This is a genomic window from Paenibacillus sp. M-152, from assembly GCF_003856555.1.
Taxonomy (GTDB): Bacteria; Bacillota; Bacilli; order Paenibacillales; family Paenibacillaceae; genus Paenibacillus; species Paenibacillus polymyxa_C.
The window spans coordinates 4,374,615-4,390,417 of the sequence record NZ_CP034141.1 but is presented as its reverse complement, the minus strand read 5'-3'; the positions used below and the strand labels follow the sequence as shown (position 1 = coordinate 4,390,417).

General features: G+C 45.2%; 11 protein-coding genes. All 11 read left to right on the top strand.

Translation table 11 applies throughout. The features are described from left to right. The first annotated feature begins 98 nt into the window (after positions 1-98). The 11 genes from EGM68_RS19090 to EGM68_RS19040 all read left to right on the top strand — a co-directional run bounded on the left by EGM68_RS19090 (position 99) and on the right by EGM68_RS19040 (position 15,783). Positions 99-2,252 (top strand): DUF454 family protein, encoded by a 2,154-nt coding sequence (locus tag EGM68_RS19090; RefSeq protein ID WP_129549821.1) that lies wholly within the window; start codon positions 99-101, stop codon positions 2,250-2,252. Then, entirely contained in the window at positions 2,245-3,900 is a 1,656-nt protein-coding gene (gene cydC / locus EGM68_RS19085; protein ID WP_129549820.1) for a thiol reductant ABC exporter subunit CydC, read from the top strand. Before EGM68_RS19090 ends, cydC begins: the two co-directional genes overlap by 8 nt. Positions 3,901-4,209: 309 nt before the next feature. Further along, the gene (gene pulA, locus EGM68_RS19080) at positions 4,210-6,741 is read left to right on the top strand and encodes a type I pullulanase (protein ID WP_129549819.1); all 2,532 of its coding nucleotides are present in this window, start codon (positions 4,210-4,212) and stop codon (positions 6,739-6,741) included. A gap of 236 nt (positions 6,742-6,977) precedes the next feature. After that, the gene (locus EGM68_RS19075) at positions 6,978-7,619 is read left to right on the top strand and encodes a 50S ribosomal protein L25 (protein WP_013372564.1); all 642 of its coding nucleotides are present in this window, start codon (positions 6,978-6,980) and stop codon (positions 7,617-7,619) included. 208 nt (positions 7,620-7,827) lie between these two features. Continuing rightward, the gene (locus EGM68_RS19070) at positions 7,828-9,324 is read left to right on the top strand and encodes a methyl-accepting chemotaxis protein (protein WP_129549818.1); all 1,497 of its coding nucleotides are present in this window, start codon (positions 7,828-7,830) and stop codon (positions 9,322-9,324) included. A gap of 182 nt (positions 9,325-9,506) precedes the next feature. Beyond that, positions 9,507-10,493, top strand: coding sequence for a S66 family peptidase (locus EGM68_RS19065; RefSeq protein WP_025676116.1), 987 nt, complete (start codon positions 9,507-9,509; stop codon positions 10,491-10,493). Positions 10,494-10,535: 42 nt separating this feature from the next. Then, complete coding sequence (locus EGM68_RS19060; protein WP_013372561.1) at positions 10,536-10,784, top strand: hypothetical protein; 249 nt, start codon at positions 10,536-10,538, stop codon at positions 10,782-10,784. 45 nt (positions 10,785-10,829) lie between these two features. Further along, a complete protein-coding gene (locus EGM68_RS19055) occupies positions 10,830-12,491 on the top strand; it encodes a sensor histidine kinase (RefSeq protein ID WP_013372560.1) in 1,662 nt (553 codons plus the stop codon). Then, the gene (locus tag EGM68_RS19050; protein ID WP_013372559.1) at positions 12,488-13,252 is read left to right on the top strand and encodes a LytR/AlgR family response regulator transcription factor; all 765 of its coding nucleotides are present in this window, start codon (positions 12,488-12,490) and stop codon (positions 13,250-13,252) included. Before EGM68_RS19055 ends, EGM68_RS19050 begins: the two co-directional genes overlap by 4 nt. Before the next feature lie 189 nt (positions 13,253-13,441). After that, positions 13,442-14,695 carry an L-lactate MFS transporter gene (locus EGM68_RS19045; RefSeq protein ID WP_025676115.1) on the top strand — a complete coding sequence of 418 codons (1,254 nt, stop codon included), beginning with the start codon at positions 13,442-13,444 and terminating at the stop codon, positions 14,693-14,695. A 176-nt stretch (positions 14,696-14,871) separates the two neighbouring features. Further along, on the top strand, positions 14,872-15,783 hold the full coding sequence (locus EGM68_RS19040; RefSeq protein WP_025676114.1) for a serine/threonine protein kinase: 912 nt from the start codon (positions 14,872-14,874) through the stop codon (positions 15,781-15,783). The last annotated feature ends 20 nt before the right edge of the window (positions 15,784-15,803 follow it).

Below are 15,803 nucleotides of genomic sequence, written 5' to 3'. Positions count from 1 at the left end.
TTTACATCACATAACAACCTGACTAAATTATATATATTGATAATGATTATCATTATCTATAAAATATCATTAACAGTATATATATTAGGGGGATTATAGTGAAACCGATTTATATTACCTTAGGGTTTTTATTTTTGGCGCTTGGAGTTATTGGCGTAGTGGTGCCGTTGCTGCCGACTACACCGTTTTTGCTGCTGGCAACCTTTTTCTTTATGCGGGGGTCAGAAAGGATTCATCGGTGGTTTTCAAATACGTCTCTGTATCAAAAATATCTGGAAAGTTTTGTTCAAACCAGGTCGTTGAAGCTGTCCACAAAAATTACGTCATTGGGCTTAGCGTCAGCTATGCTGATTACAGGATTTATCTTTACTCCTAATATATGGGGCAAAACGCTCATCGTCTTAGTCATCCTTTTTAAATATTATTACTTTATATTCCGAGTCGGAACTGTGAGAGAAGCTGAGGCGGAAACTCTGACTTCAACTGAAGCCGTTCCTACTCCAAAAAAAAGATCTAAAATGGTCGACAGTCGTCTGTTAGGCCTGGTGGAGCATTCTCGAAAATATATCATCTTGGGTGTGCTTGTACAGTGGATCGGTCTTTTAGGGAGTATAGCCGCTGTTTTGTCTATGGCCTTTGTGATGCAGCAAGCATGGGAGGGACAAGTGACTCGCAAGCTGATTCTATTCATGACGGTCATTGTTATGGCTGCCATTGCAGTTCGCTTTCTGAGTAATTATGCAGCCAGTATGTTGTCCTATCGGGCTTCAATCAATGCTAAAAAAACGCTGCGCTCGCAGATTTACAGCAAGCTGCTAAAGCTGGGACCCTCTTATACAGATCATACTTCCACTTCGGGGGTTATTCAGGTTGCTGTAGAAGGGGTGGAGCAGCTTGAGACCTATTTTGGAAGATATATGCCTCAGCTATTCTATAGTCTGCTTGCGCCTGTAACGTTGTTCATCACCCTCTCTTTTGTCAGCTTCAAAGCGGCTATTATTCTATTAATCTGCGTTCCCTTAATTCCAGTGTCCATTATTGTCATTATGAGGATGGCTAAAAAGCTGTTTCGAAAATATTGGGGCAGCTATGTCAATTTGGGTCACAGCTTTTTGGAAAATGTACAAGGTCTGACCACGCTCAAAATTTACGGGACAGACCAGGATAAACATCAGGAGATGAACACAGCGGCTGAGGATTTTCGCAAAATGACGATGAAAGTCCTGACTATGCAGTTAAACTCCGTGGCTGTCATGGATCTTATCGCATTTGGTGGTGCCGCCGCAGGTGTGCTGGTCGCGGTAAGCGAATATTCCTCAGGTCATATTGGCTTGGCGGGAGCGCTCATCATTGTTTTGCTGTCGGCAGAGTTTTTCATTCCGCTGCGTCTGCTCGGTTCCTACTTTCATATCGCCATGAACGGAATGGCAGCAAGTGATAAAATATTCCAAATGTTGAGTACAGAGGATTTTATACAAGGACAACAAAGCATAGAAGCCACAGACATTCAACTGGAACGGGTAAATTTTGCTTACGATGAAAGAGATACCTTACGAAATATATCCATGAATATCCCTCAAGGGAGCTTTGTTTCCATTGTTGGAGAATCAGGTTCAGGTAAAAGTACGGTAGCCGGATTGATCGTTGGACATCATGAGGGCTATCAAGGAAGCCTGAAGATCGGAGGAACCGAACTGACCTCCATTACGGAAGAAAGCCGCATGCGTCATATGACCTGGATCGGTTTTAACAGCTACATTTTTAAAGGCACTGTAGAAGCGAATTTGAGAATGGGGAATGAGCACGCGGATGAGCAACAAATGCTGGAAGCGTTGCGGCAAGTGAAGCTGTATGATTTTATTCTCTCCGAAGGGGGACTGGAAGCAGAGATAGAGGAGCAGGGAGCGAATCTGTCAGGAGGACAGCGCCAACGGCTAGCACTGGCCAGAGCGTTGCTGCACGATAGTCATGTGTATATTTTTGATGAGGCCACCTCTAACATTGACGTTGAGAGTGAGGAAGGCATCATGGAGGTCATACATGCACTGGCAGGTCAAAAAACAGTGATTCTCATCTCTCACAGACTGGAAAACGTGATCCAATCTGACTGCATTTATGTGCTACAAAATGGTTTGGTGGCAGAATCCGGAACGCATCAGGAGCTGTTGAGCCAGCAGGGACATTATGCGGAGATGTATCTCAGTCAGCATAGGATGGAACAGTTTGTGAAAGTAGGTGCTGTATATGCGTAGACACGGTTTACGGATTATGGGTCAATTGTTGGTCTTGGCAGGGCCTCTTTTACCTGTGCTGCTCATTACGATTGTTACAGGAGTGCTTGGTTTTGTGTGTGCTATTGGCATTATTGTGTATGGGGCCCTTGCCTTACTGACAGCAACGGGCATCACGACAGGCTACAGCATGACATTTTTGCTGACTGCCATCGTGCTATGTGCTGTATTACGCGGCGTATTTCGTTATGGCGAGCAAATGAGCGGTCATTATCTCGCTTTCAAGCTGCTGGCCGTGCTGCGTGACAAGGTGCTTCAAGCCTTGCGCAGATTGGCTCCAGCCAAGCTTGAAGGCAAAGACAAAGGGAATCTGATTTCGCTGATTACAAGTGATATTGAGCTATTGGAAGTATTTTATGCGCATACGATATCGCCTGTTATGATCGGCATTATTACTTCACTGATTATGGTGTTTTTTATAAGCTCTTATGAGCCTTTACTAGGCGGGATCGCTGCGCTTGCTTACATAACCGTCGGTTTGTTCATTCCTCTGCTTACGTCACGTATGGGTAAGCGCCAAGGGATGGAATACCGGAGCAGCTTCGGCCAGCTGAGTAGTTATTTTTTGGACAGCTTACGCGGGATGAAGGAAATTGTTCAATATGGGCAAGGGGAACAACGATTAAATGAAATTAACCGTCGTACGGATCAGTTGGATGCCAAGCAGAAGGACTTGAAGCATCACGAAGGCATCACAAGAGCGATCACAGATGCGGCTGTAGTCGGATTTTCATTCTTGATGCTGCTAGCTGGATTGTATGGCATGTCTAAGGGGCAGATGGATTTTACAAGTATGCTGATTTCAGTCATTGCCCTGTTTAGTTCATTTGGTCCGGTGGTCGCGCTGAGCAATTTGTCTAACAATTTGCTTCAGACGCTGGCAAGCGGGGAACGAGTGCTGAGTCTGCTGGAGGAGACCCCGGAGGTAGAAGAAAATATGGATGGAATGACTGTTGGCTTTACTGGAGCGCAGATAGATAAGGTGACTTTTGCATACGATGGTCAAACGGTGCTGAAGGACGTAAGTCTCACGATACCGCCCAAACGAATTATAGGTATTCAGGGTAAAAGCGGCTCCGGCAAGTCAACGTTGTTGAAGTTGCTGATGCGATTCAGGGACCCGCAACAAGGTGGAATTTTGCTATCTGAACACGATTTAAAGGACATTGAGACCCGACATTTAAGAAGCTTGCAAAGCTATGTCGATCAGCATACATTCCTGTTTGATGATTCCATTGCAGCTAATATCAAAATTGGAAAGCCTGATGCTACACATCAACAGGTTGTAGAAGCAGCCCGTAAGGCATCAGTGCACGATTTTATTATGATATTGCCTCAAGGATATGACAGCCGAGTTGGAGAGTTGGGGGACAGGCTGTCTGGTGGAGAACGTCAGCGCTTGGGACTGGCCAGAGCCTTTGTTCATGATGCGCCCCTCTTACTGCTGGACGAACCAACTAGCAATTTGGACAGTTTGAACGAAGCGATTATTTTAAAATCGTTAAAAGAACAGCAGCAAGATAAAACAATTATCCTTGTATCGCATCGAAGCTCTACCATGCGAATGGCTGACGAAATTTTTCAAATGGATAACCGCCGACTCTCCTGAAAATGGTACATGGTTTAGCATGCTTTTTTCAGTCTAGTCTATAAGTGATAAAAGCTAGAAAATAAATGTGATGCTTTGGAGGCGAAAGCTGTAGCCTGTTCATCGTTTTGTCATAAAATGGAGTGTGCGTGTTGAAATGAGAGTGTCATCCTTATTTAATTCATCCAGCTTTTCAAGCTTGTCTTATTTTGATAGCCTATGAGGTGAGGATTTTGCAAATCCTGAGGTATATTGACAAGTCATAAACATCATAAATGATGGATGAACAGAGGCTATAAGCCGATGTATAAAAATGGGTGGTGAACAGGAATGTCTGATTTCAATCAGCTCAAGGGACTTGAGCACACAGCATATCCCATATATGAAGGCTATGATTTGGGTCTTACTTATACGCCTGCGGGCAGCAAATTTAAGGTATGGGCACCGACTGCACAGCAGGTTCATATAGCGTTGTATACCGACGCAGGGGTATACGATCAGGAAGGAATCGTTCAGGAGCACGGTGGTGGTCAGGAATTTCTAATGAGCCGTGATGATCAAGGTGTATGGTCTATCGAACTGGAAGGCGACTGGAACAGATATTATTACATGTACAGGCTGGAGTGGGTGGACCACACCATTCATTATGCTGCCGATCCATATGCCAGAGCGGTATCAGCCAACGGGCAACGTACGGCTATCATTGATTTGGATCGAACCAACCCGGATGGATGGGAACAGGATGAGGGGCCTGTACTTGAGCGTGCGACAGATGCCATTATCTATGAGCTTCATGTGCGCGATTTTTCGATGTCCCCCCATTTTAATACGGGTATAAAAGATTTATCTGCCGCTCAGGGGCGGTTTGCAGCCTTTACGTATACGGGATTAACGGATTCCGAGGGTAACCGTATCGGACTGGATCATTTGCTGGAGCTCGGCATTACACATGTTCATTTGCTTCCCGTGGCTGACTTTCATACGGTGAATGACTTTTCGGAATTAGGAACTGAATATAACTGGGGCTATGATCCGCAGCACTATAATGTGCCGGAGGGGTCCTACTCTTCCAATCCAGCTGATCCGGAGGCGCGTATACGCGAGTTGAAATTGCTGGTACAGTCTCTGCATGCGGCCGGCATCGGTGTCATTATGGACGTCGTGTACAATCATACGTATTCGGTGGAAAAGGGTCCGTTTGAGCCAGTTGTACCAGGATATTATTACCGTACAGATGAGCAAGGGAAGCTCACCAATGGATCAGGTGTAGGTAATGAGTTGGCAACCGAACGTCCGATGGTGCGCAAGTATATCAAGGATTCACTACGCTATTGGGCAGAGGAATATCACATAGATGGCTTCCGGTTTGATTTGATGGCGTTGATTGATACACCGACTGTAGAGCAGCTTACCCGAGAACTTCGCTCTGAGATACGTCCCGATCTGCTGATCTATGGTGAGCCTTGGACAGGAGGAGAGTCCCCCCAGCCTTTGCTTACATTAAAAGGAACGCAGCGGGATAAGGGTTTTGCCGTTTTTAACGACAATTACCGTTCTGCCATTAAGGGAGATAGCGACGGTACAGGAAGCGGGTTTGCTACGGGTGCGGAAAATCAGGAGGAACGGGTACTTCAAGGTGCTTTTGGAGCTATTTATGATTTCACAGCTCAGCCATCAGAGACCGTCAATTATGTAACGGCCCACGATAATCTCAATTTGTGGGATAAAATTTTGACGGTGAGACATTTGCGGGAGCATTGTCGTTTTCCGCAATGGGAGCAGGGGAACCCCAAAGATGGAAGGACAGCCGAACAAGCCGTAGCCGAAGCAGACCCGTATCAGGAGATGGAGAAAAGTAACCTACTTGAAAACGAAACTGTACGTAAGTCCCTGTTAGCTAACGGAATGGTTCTGACATCGCAAGGCATTCCTTTTATCCATGCAGGGGATGAACTGCTGCGTTCCAAATATGGAGACCATAACAGCTACCGAAGCTCTGATGTGGTGAACGCCATCCGTTGGAATCACAAGGCGAGGTTTCGACCTGTGTTTGATTACTACCAGGGCTTAATTGCTTTGCGACGCAGTCACCCGGCATTCCGTATGGATCAGCGTGAGCTGGTGGAGCAGCATATGGAAGTCCTGCAAAGCAGTGGGCATGTGGTCGCTTTTGCTTTGAGACACCATGCTAACGGCGATGCATGGAATCATATTGTAGTGATTTATAACGGTTCGGATACAGAGCAGACCATATCATTGCCTGCGGAATCGGACCGTTGGCATGTAGTCGTGGATGCACACGGGGCCGGGATTGAGACACGGTATGAAGTGGTAGGTCATCGTGTGACGGTATCGCGCTGGTCGATGATGGTGTTGTACGATCAGGATGGACCTCCCCAAGCCTCCTTTTTGACAGAGCATGATCATCAAGCTAACGAGCAAGTGGATAACAAAACGAAAGGCTTGGATGAGGGGACAAATCAAGAGATTGCAGGTACAGCAATGACAGATGCCCAGCTAGGAAACGATAGAGAGGTTATTCCATTCCGCACAATTGAATTGATCTACGAGCGTGCAGATCGGCAATACTCTGGCTGGAATGTGTGGATATGGGGCACTGGGTACCGTGACGGACATGTTGAATTTCAAGATTTAGATGACGGCCGGGCAATAGCCCGCATTCGGGTGGCTCCTGATGTACAGCGAATTGGCTACATTGTCCGCCTGAATCACTGGGATGCCAAGGATGTGGAGGCAGATCGATATATTGATGTAGATCTGACCCAGTCTGTGATGCAGGTATTGATTCATAGTGGCAGAGAGGAATATTTATTACTGGTTAACGATAACCGGGCAGGATAACCTTGTATGCCTGGTTGCCATATATACACGAGAAAATAGCATTTTTCGATCGTTTCGAGAAATGCTATTTTTTTATGCAAATGTGCGTCACTTTCAGAAAAAAGGGGTAAAATAGAATTATGGACTTGTTTAGTTTTGCCAGCTTGCTGGCTCATATTCTGTAGTACGACTGGTAAACCAAGCAAGATTCTTGGAGGAAAATCATTTGTAAGGTAACCTGAAGGAGGTTGTATATCATGAGTTCTAATGGAGGAAGTATTCAACTAACCGCCCAGCCGAGAACAGAGAAGAAGGGTTCGGCCATTCGTGGATTAAGGTTAAAAGGACGGATTCCAGCTGTGGTTTACGGCTCTGAAATCGAGGGAACCCCTGTACATGTCGATGCCAAGGAATTTAATAAAGTAGTCAGAACCGGACGTTCAGAGGTTTTTAATCTCACAGTAGAAGGCGGAGAAACGATCCCAGTAATTATTAAAGATTATCAACAGCGTGACAACCAATGGTTGCATGCCGATTTTTTAAAAATTTCCAAAAACAAACCGCTTCGCGTGCGTGTTTCTATTGATTATCAGGGAACCCCTGTAGGTACAAAAACAGGCGGTATCCTGCAAGTTCAAGAAACAGAAGTCGAAGTTGAAGGTTTGCCTTCTGACTTGCCGTCCACAATTGAAGTGGATGTATCCGCACTGGATATTGGCGACAAGCTGAGCGCAAGCGACTTAAAGCTTCCTAAAGGTGTGACGCTGCATGTCTCTGAAGAGGAGCTACTGGCATCCGTGATCGTGCCGCGTGCAGTCGAGGTAGAGAATGCTGCTGTGGAAGGTGATGCAGCGGCAACTGAAGGCGCTGAAGAGGCTTCCGAAAACAAGGAATCTTAATGAAGTCAGCAGGCATATTGAACGTTGGCTGATTAAAGAAGATGATCAAACCGTGAGCTAAAAACCGTTCCCTGTTAGGGGGCGGTTTTTCTCTTTAAAGCACGACCATCATTCAATACGCGTTCTGATATGACGATATATATAGTATGGCATTTACATTTTTATTTTATAAATACCTAATATATATCTAAGGAGCGCGTACGCAATCATGGACAGAACGAATGAATTGTTGTGGCAAAGAAACAAATTGGTGATCATTATTTTTTGGATTATGACTTTGAGCAGCATCATCCCGGCAGTATCTAATCCCTCGATGTGGGTATCTAGTGGTGTAGGATTTGTAGTCGCGGCAGTTTTGACAATTCTGAATATGAAAAAGAAAGGAATCCGTCTTATTCCTTGGATTATTACATTTTATAGTGCATTAATATGTATATTTGTGAACTTGTCTAGCGTGGATGTAGTAGTTTCGATCTTTATCTGCTCGTTGTTGTTGCTCTACCCATCTTACCGATATTTTCTGGTAACCATGACCTTAAATCTGTGTAATATTTTTGTACAAGTTACGATCGGTACGCCCGCAACTCCCCAGGCTACCGGTTCTTTGCGTTATGTGCATGAGTTTATCATTGTTTTACTGATTGGTTTGCTACTGTTAGTGGTATCGGTGTTAAATCAAAAGCAGTTTCAGAAAACGGAAGAGCAAAATAAAGATATGGAGGCCACAAGGCAACGGATTGAATTCCTGTTTGAGCAAGTTAGACAAGCTGTAGCTGGATTGCATAGCTTTACAGAACGATTCAGGAATCAAGTGGATGCTACAGGCAACGTGACGAATGAAGTCGCTATCGGGTTTCAGGAGGTTGCCAAAGGGGTAGAAATGCAAGCTTCGAATATCACTGAGGTCACGGATAACTTGGCTCAGTCTGATCAGCACGTGCGCGAGGTTGCCGATCATTCCCGAGAACTGAAGCAGCTCTCCGAAGATACGAAAAATGCCGGGGGTAGAGGGAGCAGTCAACTACTTGCACTAACATCTCAAATTAAGGATTTGGGTCGGGTGATGAGTCGTACCAAAGAAGAATTAGATGAGTTTAAAGTGCAGAGTGACAATATGTCTTCCATGCTTAAAGAAATTACTCAAATCTCAAAGCAAACCAATTTGCTGTCCTTGAATGCATCCATTGAGGCTGCCAGAGCGGGAGAGCATGGAAAAGGGTTTGCGATCGTGGCTGGAGAAGTGCGTAATTTGGCTGAAATGGTTGGAAACACCTCAGTGGCGATGGAAGGTATTTTGGAGCAGCTGAGAACTCAGATGGATTCTGTTGTAAGTCAATTTGACATGGGACAGGAAAGATTACAGCAAAGTATGGAGTCGGCACATTCGACCGAAATTGTACTGGAGGATATCCTGCAAAATGCCAATAAAGTATTGGTGCAGGCCGTGGAGGTAGAGTCCAGTACGAATAGTATGCAGCAATTTTCGTCTCAGGTCGTTCAAGAGATGATGGAATTTTCCAGTGCGACAGAACAAGCAAGTGCAGCGTCAGAGCTAATTTTGGCTGGAGTAGAGGAGCAGCAAAATATAACCTCCAATATGGTGGCGGGATTTAGTGAGCTGGAGGCATTGATTATTCAGTTGAAAGAGCTGGTGCATGATCAGAATGAGGGCGGCAGTTCTAGCAAAATCAGCAAAAGTAAATAACCGAAAAGCTTCATCAGCGGACTAGAGATCCGGGGCTTATCGCTAACAAGCGGTATCCCCGGTTTTTTACTGTGTTTAAGAAGAAGGGAAATGAAGTGGGAAGTTTTAGAAGCTATAATTAGATGGAAGTTGATGGTATAATTTGTGGCAGTTTAAATGCTTTGTAACAAGGGGGAGTGGCTATGATGATGGGAAAGCAAGCACCTAAATTAAAAGCTGGAGACGAGATACGCATTCTTTCGCCATCCAGAAGCTTGTCTATTGTTTCTGAGGAAAATCGCCTGATTGCCCAGCATAGGCTGGAGGCGCTTGGGTTTAAAGTGAGCTTTTCACAGCATGTGCTGGAAAACGATGATTTTGCATCTTCTTCGATAGAGTCTAGAGTAGCTGACTTGCACGAAGCTTTTATCGATCCGAAGGTAAAGGGCATCCTGACCTCAATTGGGGGCTATAATGCCAATCAGCTCCTTGCCCATCTGGATTATGATCTGATCAGCGCTCATCCTAAACGATTTTGTGGTTATTCGGATATAACGGTGTTAAGCCATGCGATTTATGCTAAGACGGGGCTTATCACGTATGCGGGACCTCATTTTTTGACGTTCGCCATGTTGCGAGGAAATGAGTATACGATGACTTATTTCCAAAGGTTAATGTTGGAAGAGGGCAGCATTCAAATCCAATCTTCACCGGAGTGGAGTGACGATACTTGGTATCTGGATCAGGATAAAAGAAGCTTTCACCATAATGCGGGTCCATATGCGATTCATGAAGGAGAAGCAGAGGGTACGATTGTGGGTGGAAACTTGTGTACCCTGAATTTGTTACAGGGAACCCCATACATGCCAAGTCTAAAAGGAACCATAGTGTTTGTTGAGGATGATTACGAAAGCTCTCCCGCTACATTTGACCGGGATTTGCAATCATTGTTGCACCAGCCCGGATTTGATCAGGTTAAAGGAATCATCATAGGACGATTTCAGAAGGCGTCTCATATGACAGAAGAATTGCTGCGGCAAATCATTCGCTCAAAAAGAGAATTGGCCTCTATACCGGTGATTGCAGATGCCGATTTTGGTCACACCACGCCGCAGTTTACATATCCGATTGGCGGAAAGGCGCTTATTCGTGCCCGTAATAGCAGGGTGGGGATTGAAATATGTGAATAATGATAGAGTGATAGAATTTATCGAACTGGGGGAGAAATTCCTATGGAGCTTAAATATTTGTTAATCGGCGTGTTAAGCCTATTGGGTAGTGGAGTGATATATACGATGGAGCGCTTTATATCCGTCATTCAATGGGCTGCGAATTCCGTCCCTGTTAAATTGAATAGTTCAGGTATATCTAATTCAGAACCTGATATGCCGAGTTTTATTGACAATATATTTGTTATTATTTTATTCGTATGTGGCTTGATGATACTCGGGTATGGTGTGTATGAACGACGTACACGATAACACAACCTAAGAAGGCATATCCGTTTTTATTTGGGAGGAACGCATGTGAACGCCTTGTTGGAAATGCTGATGCAGCTATTTGAGCGCGCGGCATTGTTGCTGATTTGTTTGTTTTTTATTACACGTATCCCCCGGTTTAAGGAAACCTTGCAGAAGAACAGTCATTCTCCGGCAGAGCTGACGTTACTAACATTGATTTTCTGTATGTTTGCACTGTTTGGTACCTACACCGGGATTGAAGTTGAAGGCTCGCTGGTTAACGTTCGGATTATCGCAATTATGGCGGGCGGAATTTTATTTGGACCTTGGGTTGGGATCATTACAGGTATTGTATCTGGGATTCATCGTTATCTGATTGATATCGGGGGAATCACCTCGATTCCGTGTCTGATTACAAGTATTCTGGCAGGTGTGGTGTCAGGATATATCGGTCGCCGGGTCAATCGTTCCAAGAGATGGCTGGTCGGTATCGCCGCAGGTATGGTCTGTGAAGCGTTGACGATGCTGCTCATTCTGGTGATGGCCCAACCTCATGGTCTTGGTGTGGACATCGTTTCCAAGATCGGTCTACCCATGATTATCGGAGAAGTCAGTATCGGTTTAATCGTACTATTAATCCAGAGTGTGGAAGGGGAAAAGGAGAATATCGCGGCCAGACAGGCCAAGCTGGCATTGGATATTGCCAACAAGACGTTGCCTTATTTTCGTTCCATTAATGCGGAATCCTTGCATACGATTTGCTCAATTATAAAAGAAGACATCAAGGCAGATGCGGTGGCGATTACGGATACCAGAGATGTGCTGGCTTACGTCGGTTTTGGCGAAGAACGCTATCATATCGGGGATGAAATCATTAGCGATGTGACTAAATCGACGATCCGTAGCGGTAAAATCACGATCCGCAACCATATCGCTGACGACAAAACGCCCCAAATCCAGTCTCTGCTCATTATCCCGTTAGAGGAGCGGGGAGAAGTAACCGGAACCCTGAAGATTTACTACCGAAAAGCTTATAAAATTACGTATCCGCTGCAGACGATGGCGATTGGCTTGTCTCAGATCATTTCCACGTTAATGGAAGTGTCGCGTGTGGAGCAAATTAAGGAAGCGGCGAATAAGGCCGAGTTAAAGGCACTCCAGACGAAGATCAATCCTCATTTTCTATTCAACGCATTGAACGCCATTGCCTCAACGACGCGCACCAAACCGGACAAGGCGCGAGAACTGATCATCAATTTGTCAGGCTATCTGCGTTATAATTTGGAGTTGAATGATGATTTGATCGAAATTCACAAGGAGCTTCAGCAGGTGTCGGATTACGTAGAAATTGAAAAAGCGCGCTTCGGCAATCGGCTTCAGGTGGAGTATGTAATGGATGAGGTGTCAGTGCGTATTCCGAGCCTAATTATCCAACCCCTGGTTGAGAATGCAATTAATCATGGAATCCTCAAGAAAAAGGGACCAGGTACAGTAACCATTTCTGTAAAGGATCGTGGCGAAAAAGTGCGTATTTCTGTGGCTGATACCGGGGTGGGTATACGGGACGATGTTGTGGATAACCTATATCATGATCAAGTTCCAGCTAAACAGATCGGCTTGTACAATGTGCACAGAAGACTCAAGCTTATGTATGGTGAAGGAGTAATTATTCTTAAACATGATCCAGGCACCGAAGTTTATTTTGACATACCAAAGGAGAAGTCATGAAGGCCATAATTGTAGAAGACGAACTTCCAGCACGTGAAGAGCTGGAGTATCTTATTCAGACTCATAGCAGCATTGAGGTGACCGATAGTTTTGAGGATGGGCTGGATGTGTTCCGGTTTCTGCAAGATCAGGAAACGGATGCGATCTTTCTGGACATTAACATTCCTTCATTGGACGGGATGCTGTTGGCACAGAACATTAGCAAATTTGCTAAAAAGCCCTATATTATTTTTACGACCGCCTATAAAGAACATGCGGCGCAGGCTTTTGAACTGGAGGCGTTCGACTACATTCTCAAGCCATATGATGAAAAACGGATCGCATCCATGCTACATAAGCTCGAAAATGCTTATGAGCAGCGAAACGCTCAAATACAGGAGCCTGTTCAGGCTGGGCAACCCCGAGCTGCTGAAACCAGTACCGTTGCTGCTCCAGGACGTATTAATCTGCTGAAAAATGACAAAATTATCGTAACGGATGCGAACGATATTTACTATGCGTGTGCGCAGGAAAAGGTAACTCGTGTCTTTACAAGGCACGAAGAATATACGATGCCGATGAGCATTTCGGAATTTCATGCCCGGCTGCCGCAGCAGGACTTTTTCCGTTGTCACCGATCGTACACGGTGAATCTGTCGCAGATCCGTGAGATTGTACCTTGGTTCAATCATACGTATCTCCTGCGCTTGCGTGGACTAGAAGCAGAAATTCCGGTGAGTCGCAGTAAGGCCAAGGAATTCCGGCAAATTATGCGACTTTAAAGGCATTTCATTCCGCTATATGTGCATTTCATTCCTCAAACGATTTCTGGCTGACATGCAGGGTTATAATAACCGTGTAGACAGGATCCTTACAGACTTGCTCTTTCACAGACGCAAAGCGTACTGGATTCACGGTTATCATTATAACAAATGGATGCTGTAGAGCCGGAATGAAAAGAGGAGATCAATATGAAATCAAACAGCGGAAATCGCCTGCTGGTCGTACTTGGAACGATTATTGTCCAGATGGGCTTAGGTACCATTTACACATGGAGTTTATTTAATCAACCATTGGTGGACCGCTTTGGCTGGAACCTCAGTTCGGTCGCTATTACATTTTCAATTACCAGTTTTGCACTGGCGTTTGCTACGTTATTTGCAGGCAAGCTACAGGATAAATGGGGACTACGTCGTCTGATTTTGTGTGCAGGTGTCGTGTTAGGGGCAGGGCTCATGCTCAGTTCACAGGTAACTTCGTTATCCTTACTGTACATTTTGGCGGGTATTATCGTAGGTTTTGCGGATGGAACGGCATATATTACATCACTGTCGAATCTGATTAAATGGTTTCCTGAGAAAAAAGGACTTATTTCCGGTATTTCAGTTGGGGCCTACGGAACAGGCAGTCTGATATTCAAGTATATTAATGGTTCGCTGATTCAGTCTGTTGGCGTATCGCAAGCGTTTCTGTATTGGGGAATGATCGTGCTGATCATGATCGTCGGGGGTTCTTTCCTGGTGAAAGAAGCAGTAGTCATGAATAAGCCTTCGGTACAAAATGGGGCTGTACAGCGGGACTACACCGTTAAAGAAATGCTGCGCACCAAGCAGGCATACCTACTGTTCGTCATGTTCTTTACCGCTTGTATGAGTGGTCTCTACTTGATCGGAGTGGTCAAAGATATCGGCGTACGGATGGCTGGTTTGGATGTAGCAACAGCCGCTAATGCGGTCGCTATGGTCGCTATTTTTAACACGGCGGGTCGGATTATATTAGGTGCGCTATCCGATAAGGTAGGTCGTCTGAAAGTGGTAGCAGGTGCACTTTTAGCAACAGCAGTTGCAGTTACAGTACTGAGTCTGGTACCCCTGAATTTTGGTTTGTTCTTTGCCTGTGTAGCAGGGATTGCTTTTTGCTTCGGCGGCAATATTACAGTCTTTCCTGCCATCGTAGCTGATTTCTTCGGTCTGAAGAACCAAAGCAAAAACTATGGTATTGTGTATCAGGGCTTTGGCCTTGGTGCGCTGGCGGGGTCATTTATCGCTGCCTTGCTCGGCGGATTTATCGCAACATTTACCACAATTGCTGTGCTATGCGTCGTATCGTTCCTGATTGCCCTCACCATTCGCACCCCAGAACAAGGTAAAGGCAAACTGCGCAGTGAACGGAAGAAAAATGCCAACGGTGTACGCAGCATGAAGCCAGGTACAAAATTAGGTTAAACGATTTGAGAAAATAGGACCAGATGAATGCCAAAAGACCTGTCATCATTCTCTAAGGGAGATTATGGCAGGTTATTTGTTTTTCCAATAACCTATTTTACGCTATAATAAAAAGATGTGTAATAAGCCGATATATACAAAAGACATAAGCTAAGAACCTGACAGGAGGACGAGTCATGATCGTGGATACAAGCGGGAGTCTGCTTGCCCGCAATACGAAGCTGCGAAATACATATCAAATTCGAAGCGCCTTGTCCCGCAGTGAGCTGGCCATCGTGTATACGGCAAGGCTGTTGGATAACCGAGAAAAGGTCATTGTGAAGGAATTTTTTCCGAATGCACTGGCTTTACGGGGGACAGATCGAAAAACGGTCACTTGTAGCGCTACGATGCAATACAAATACGTGGAATTTATGCATTATTTTTTGCGTGAAGGGCAAATGTTAAAGGAGTTAAGTCATCCGGGAATTGTCGGTTATATAGATCATTTTGAGGAAAATGGAACTGCTTATCTGGTCATGGAATACTGTGCAGGCAAAACGCTGGATCGAATGATGCAAGAAGAGGCTGTGCCAACGTCTGATCCTGCTTTTCTGTACCAAACGTTGCTGCCTTTAATTGATGCCTTGGAGTATATTCACAACAAAGGAATTATTCATCGGGACATTAAGCCAGGCAATATTATGATTGGGGAACATGGCAACATCAAGCTGATTGATTTTGGCTCTGCTGTGCATTTTGAAGGCAAGGAGCATCCGATCTTCACCACGGCAGGCTATTCTCCGCTGGAATTTTACTCTAACCGTTCGCGGCAGGGGCCTGTGTCGGATATTTATAGCTTGGCCGCCACGCTGTATTATTGCCAAAAAGGATCACCTCCACCGGATGTGCCAGGCAGATTATTTGCAGATCGGACCGAACGGATTCGGATCGAAAATGCAGGGATTTCACTACTGCCGTATGTTATTAGGCGCGGTCTGGAAGTACAGGCTACCAAGCGTTGCCGCTCACTTCGATGGTTTAAAGCCGCCCTACGTGCGGAATATTGGATAAAAAAAGGGAAGCGCCCTACTCTTACGGTTCGTTAACCGTAAGAGACGGCGCTTCT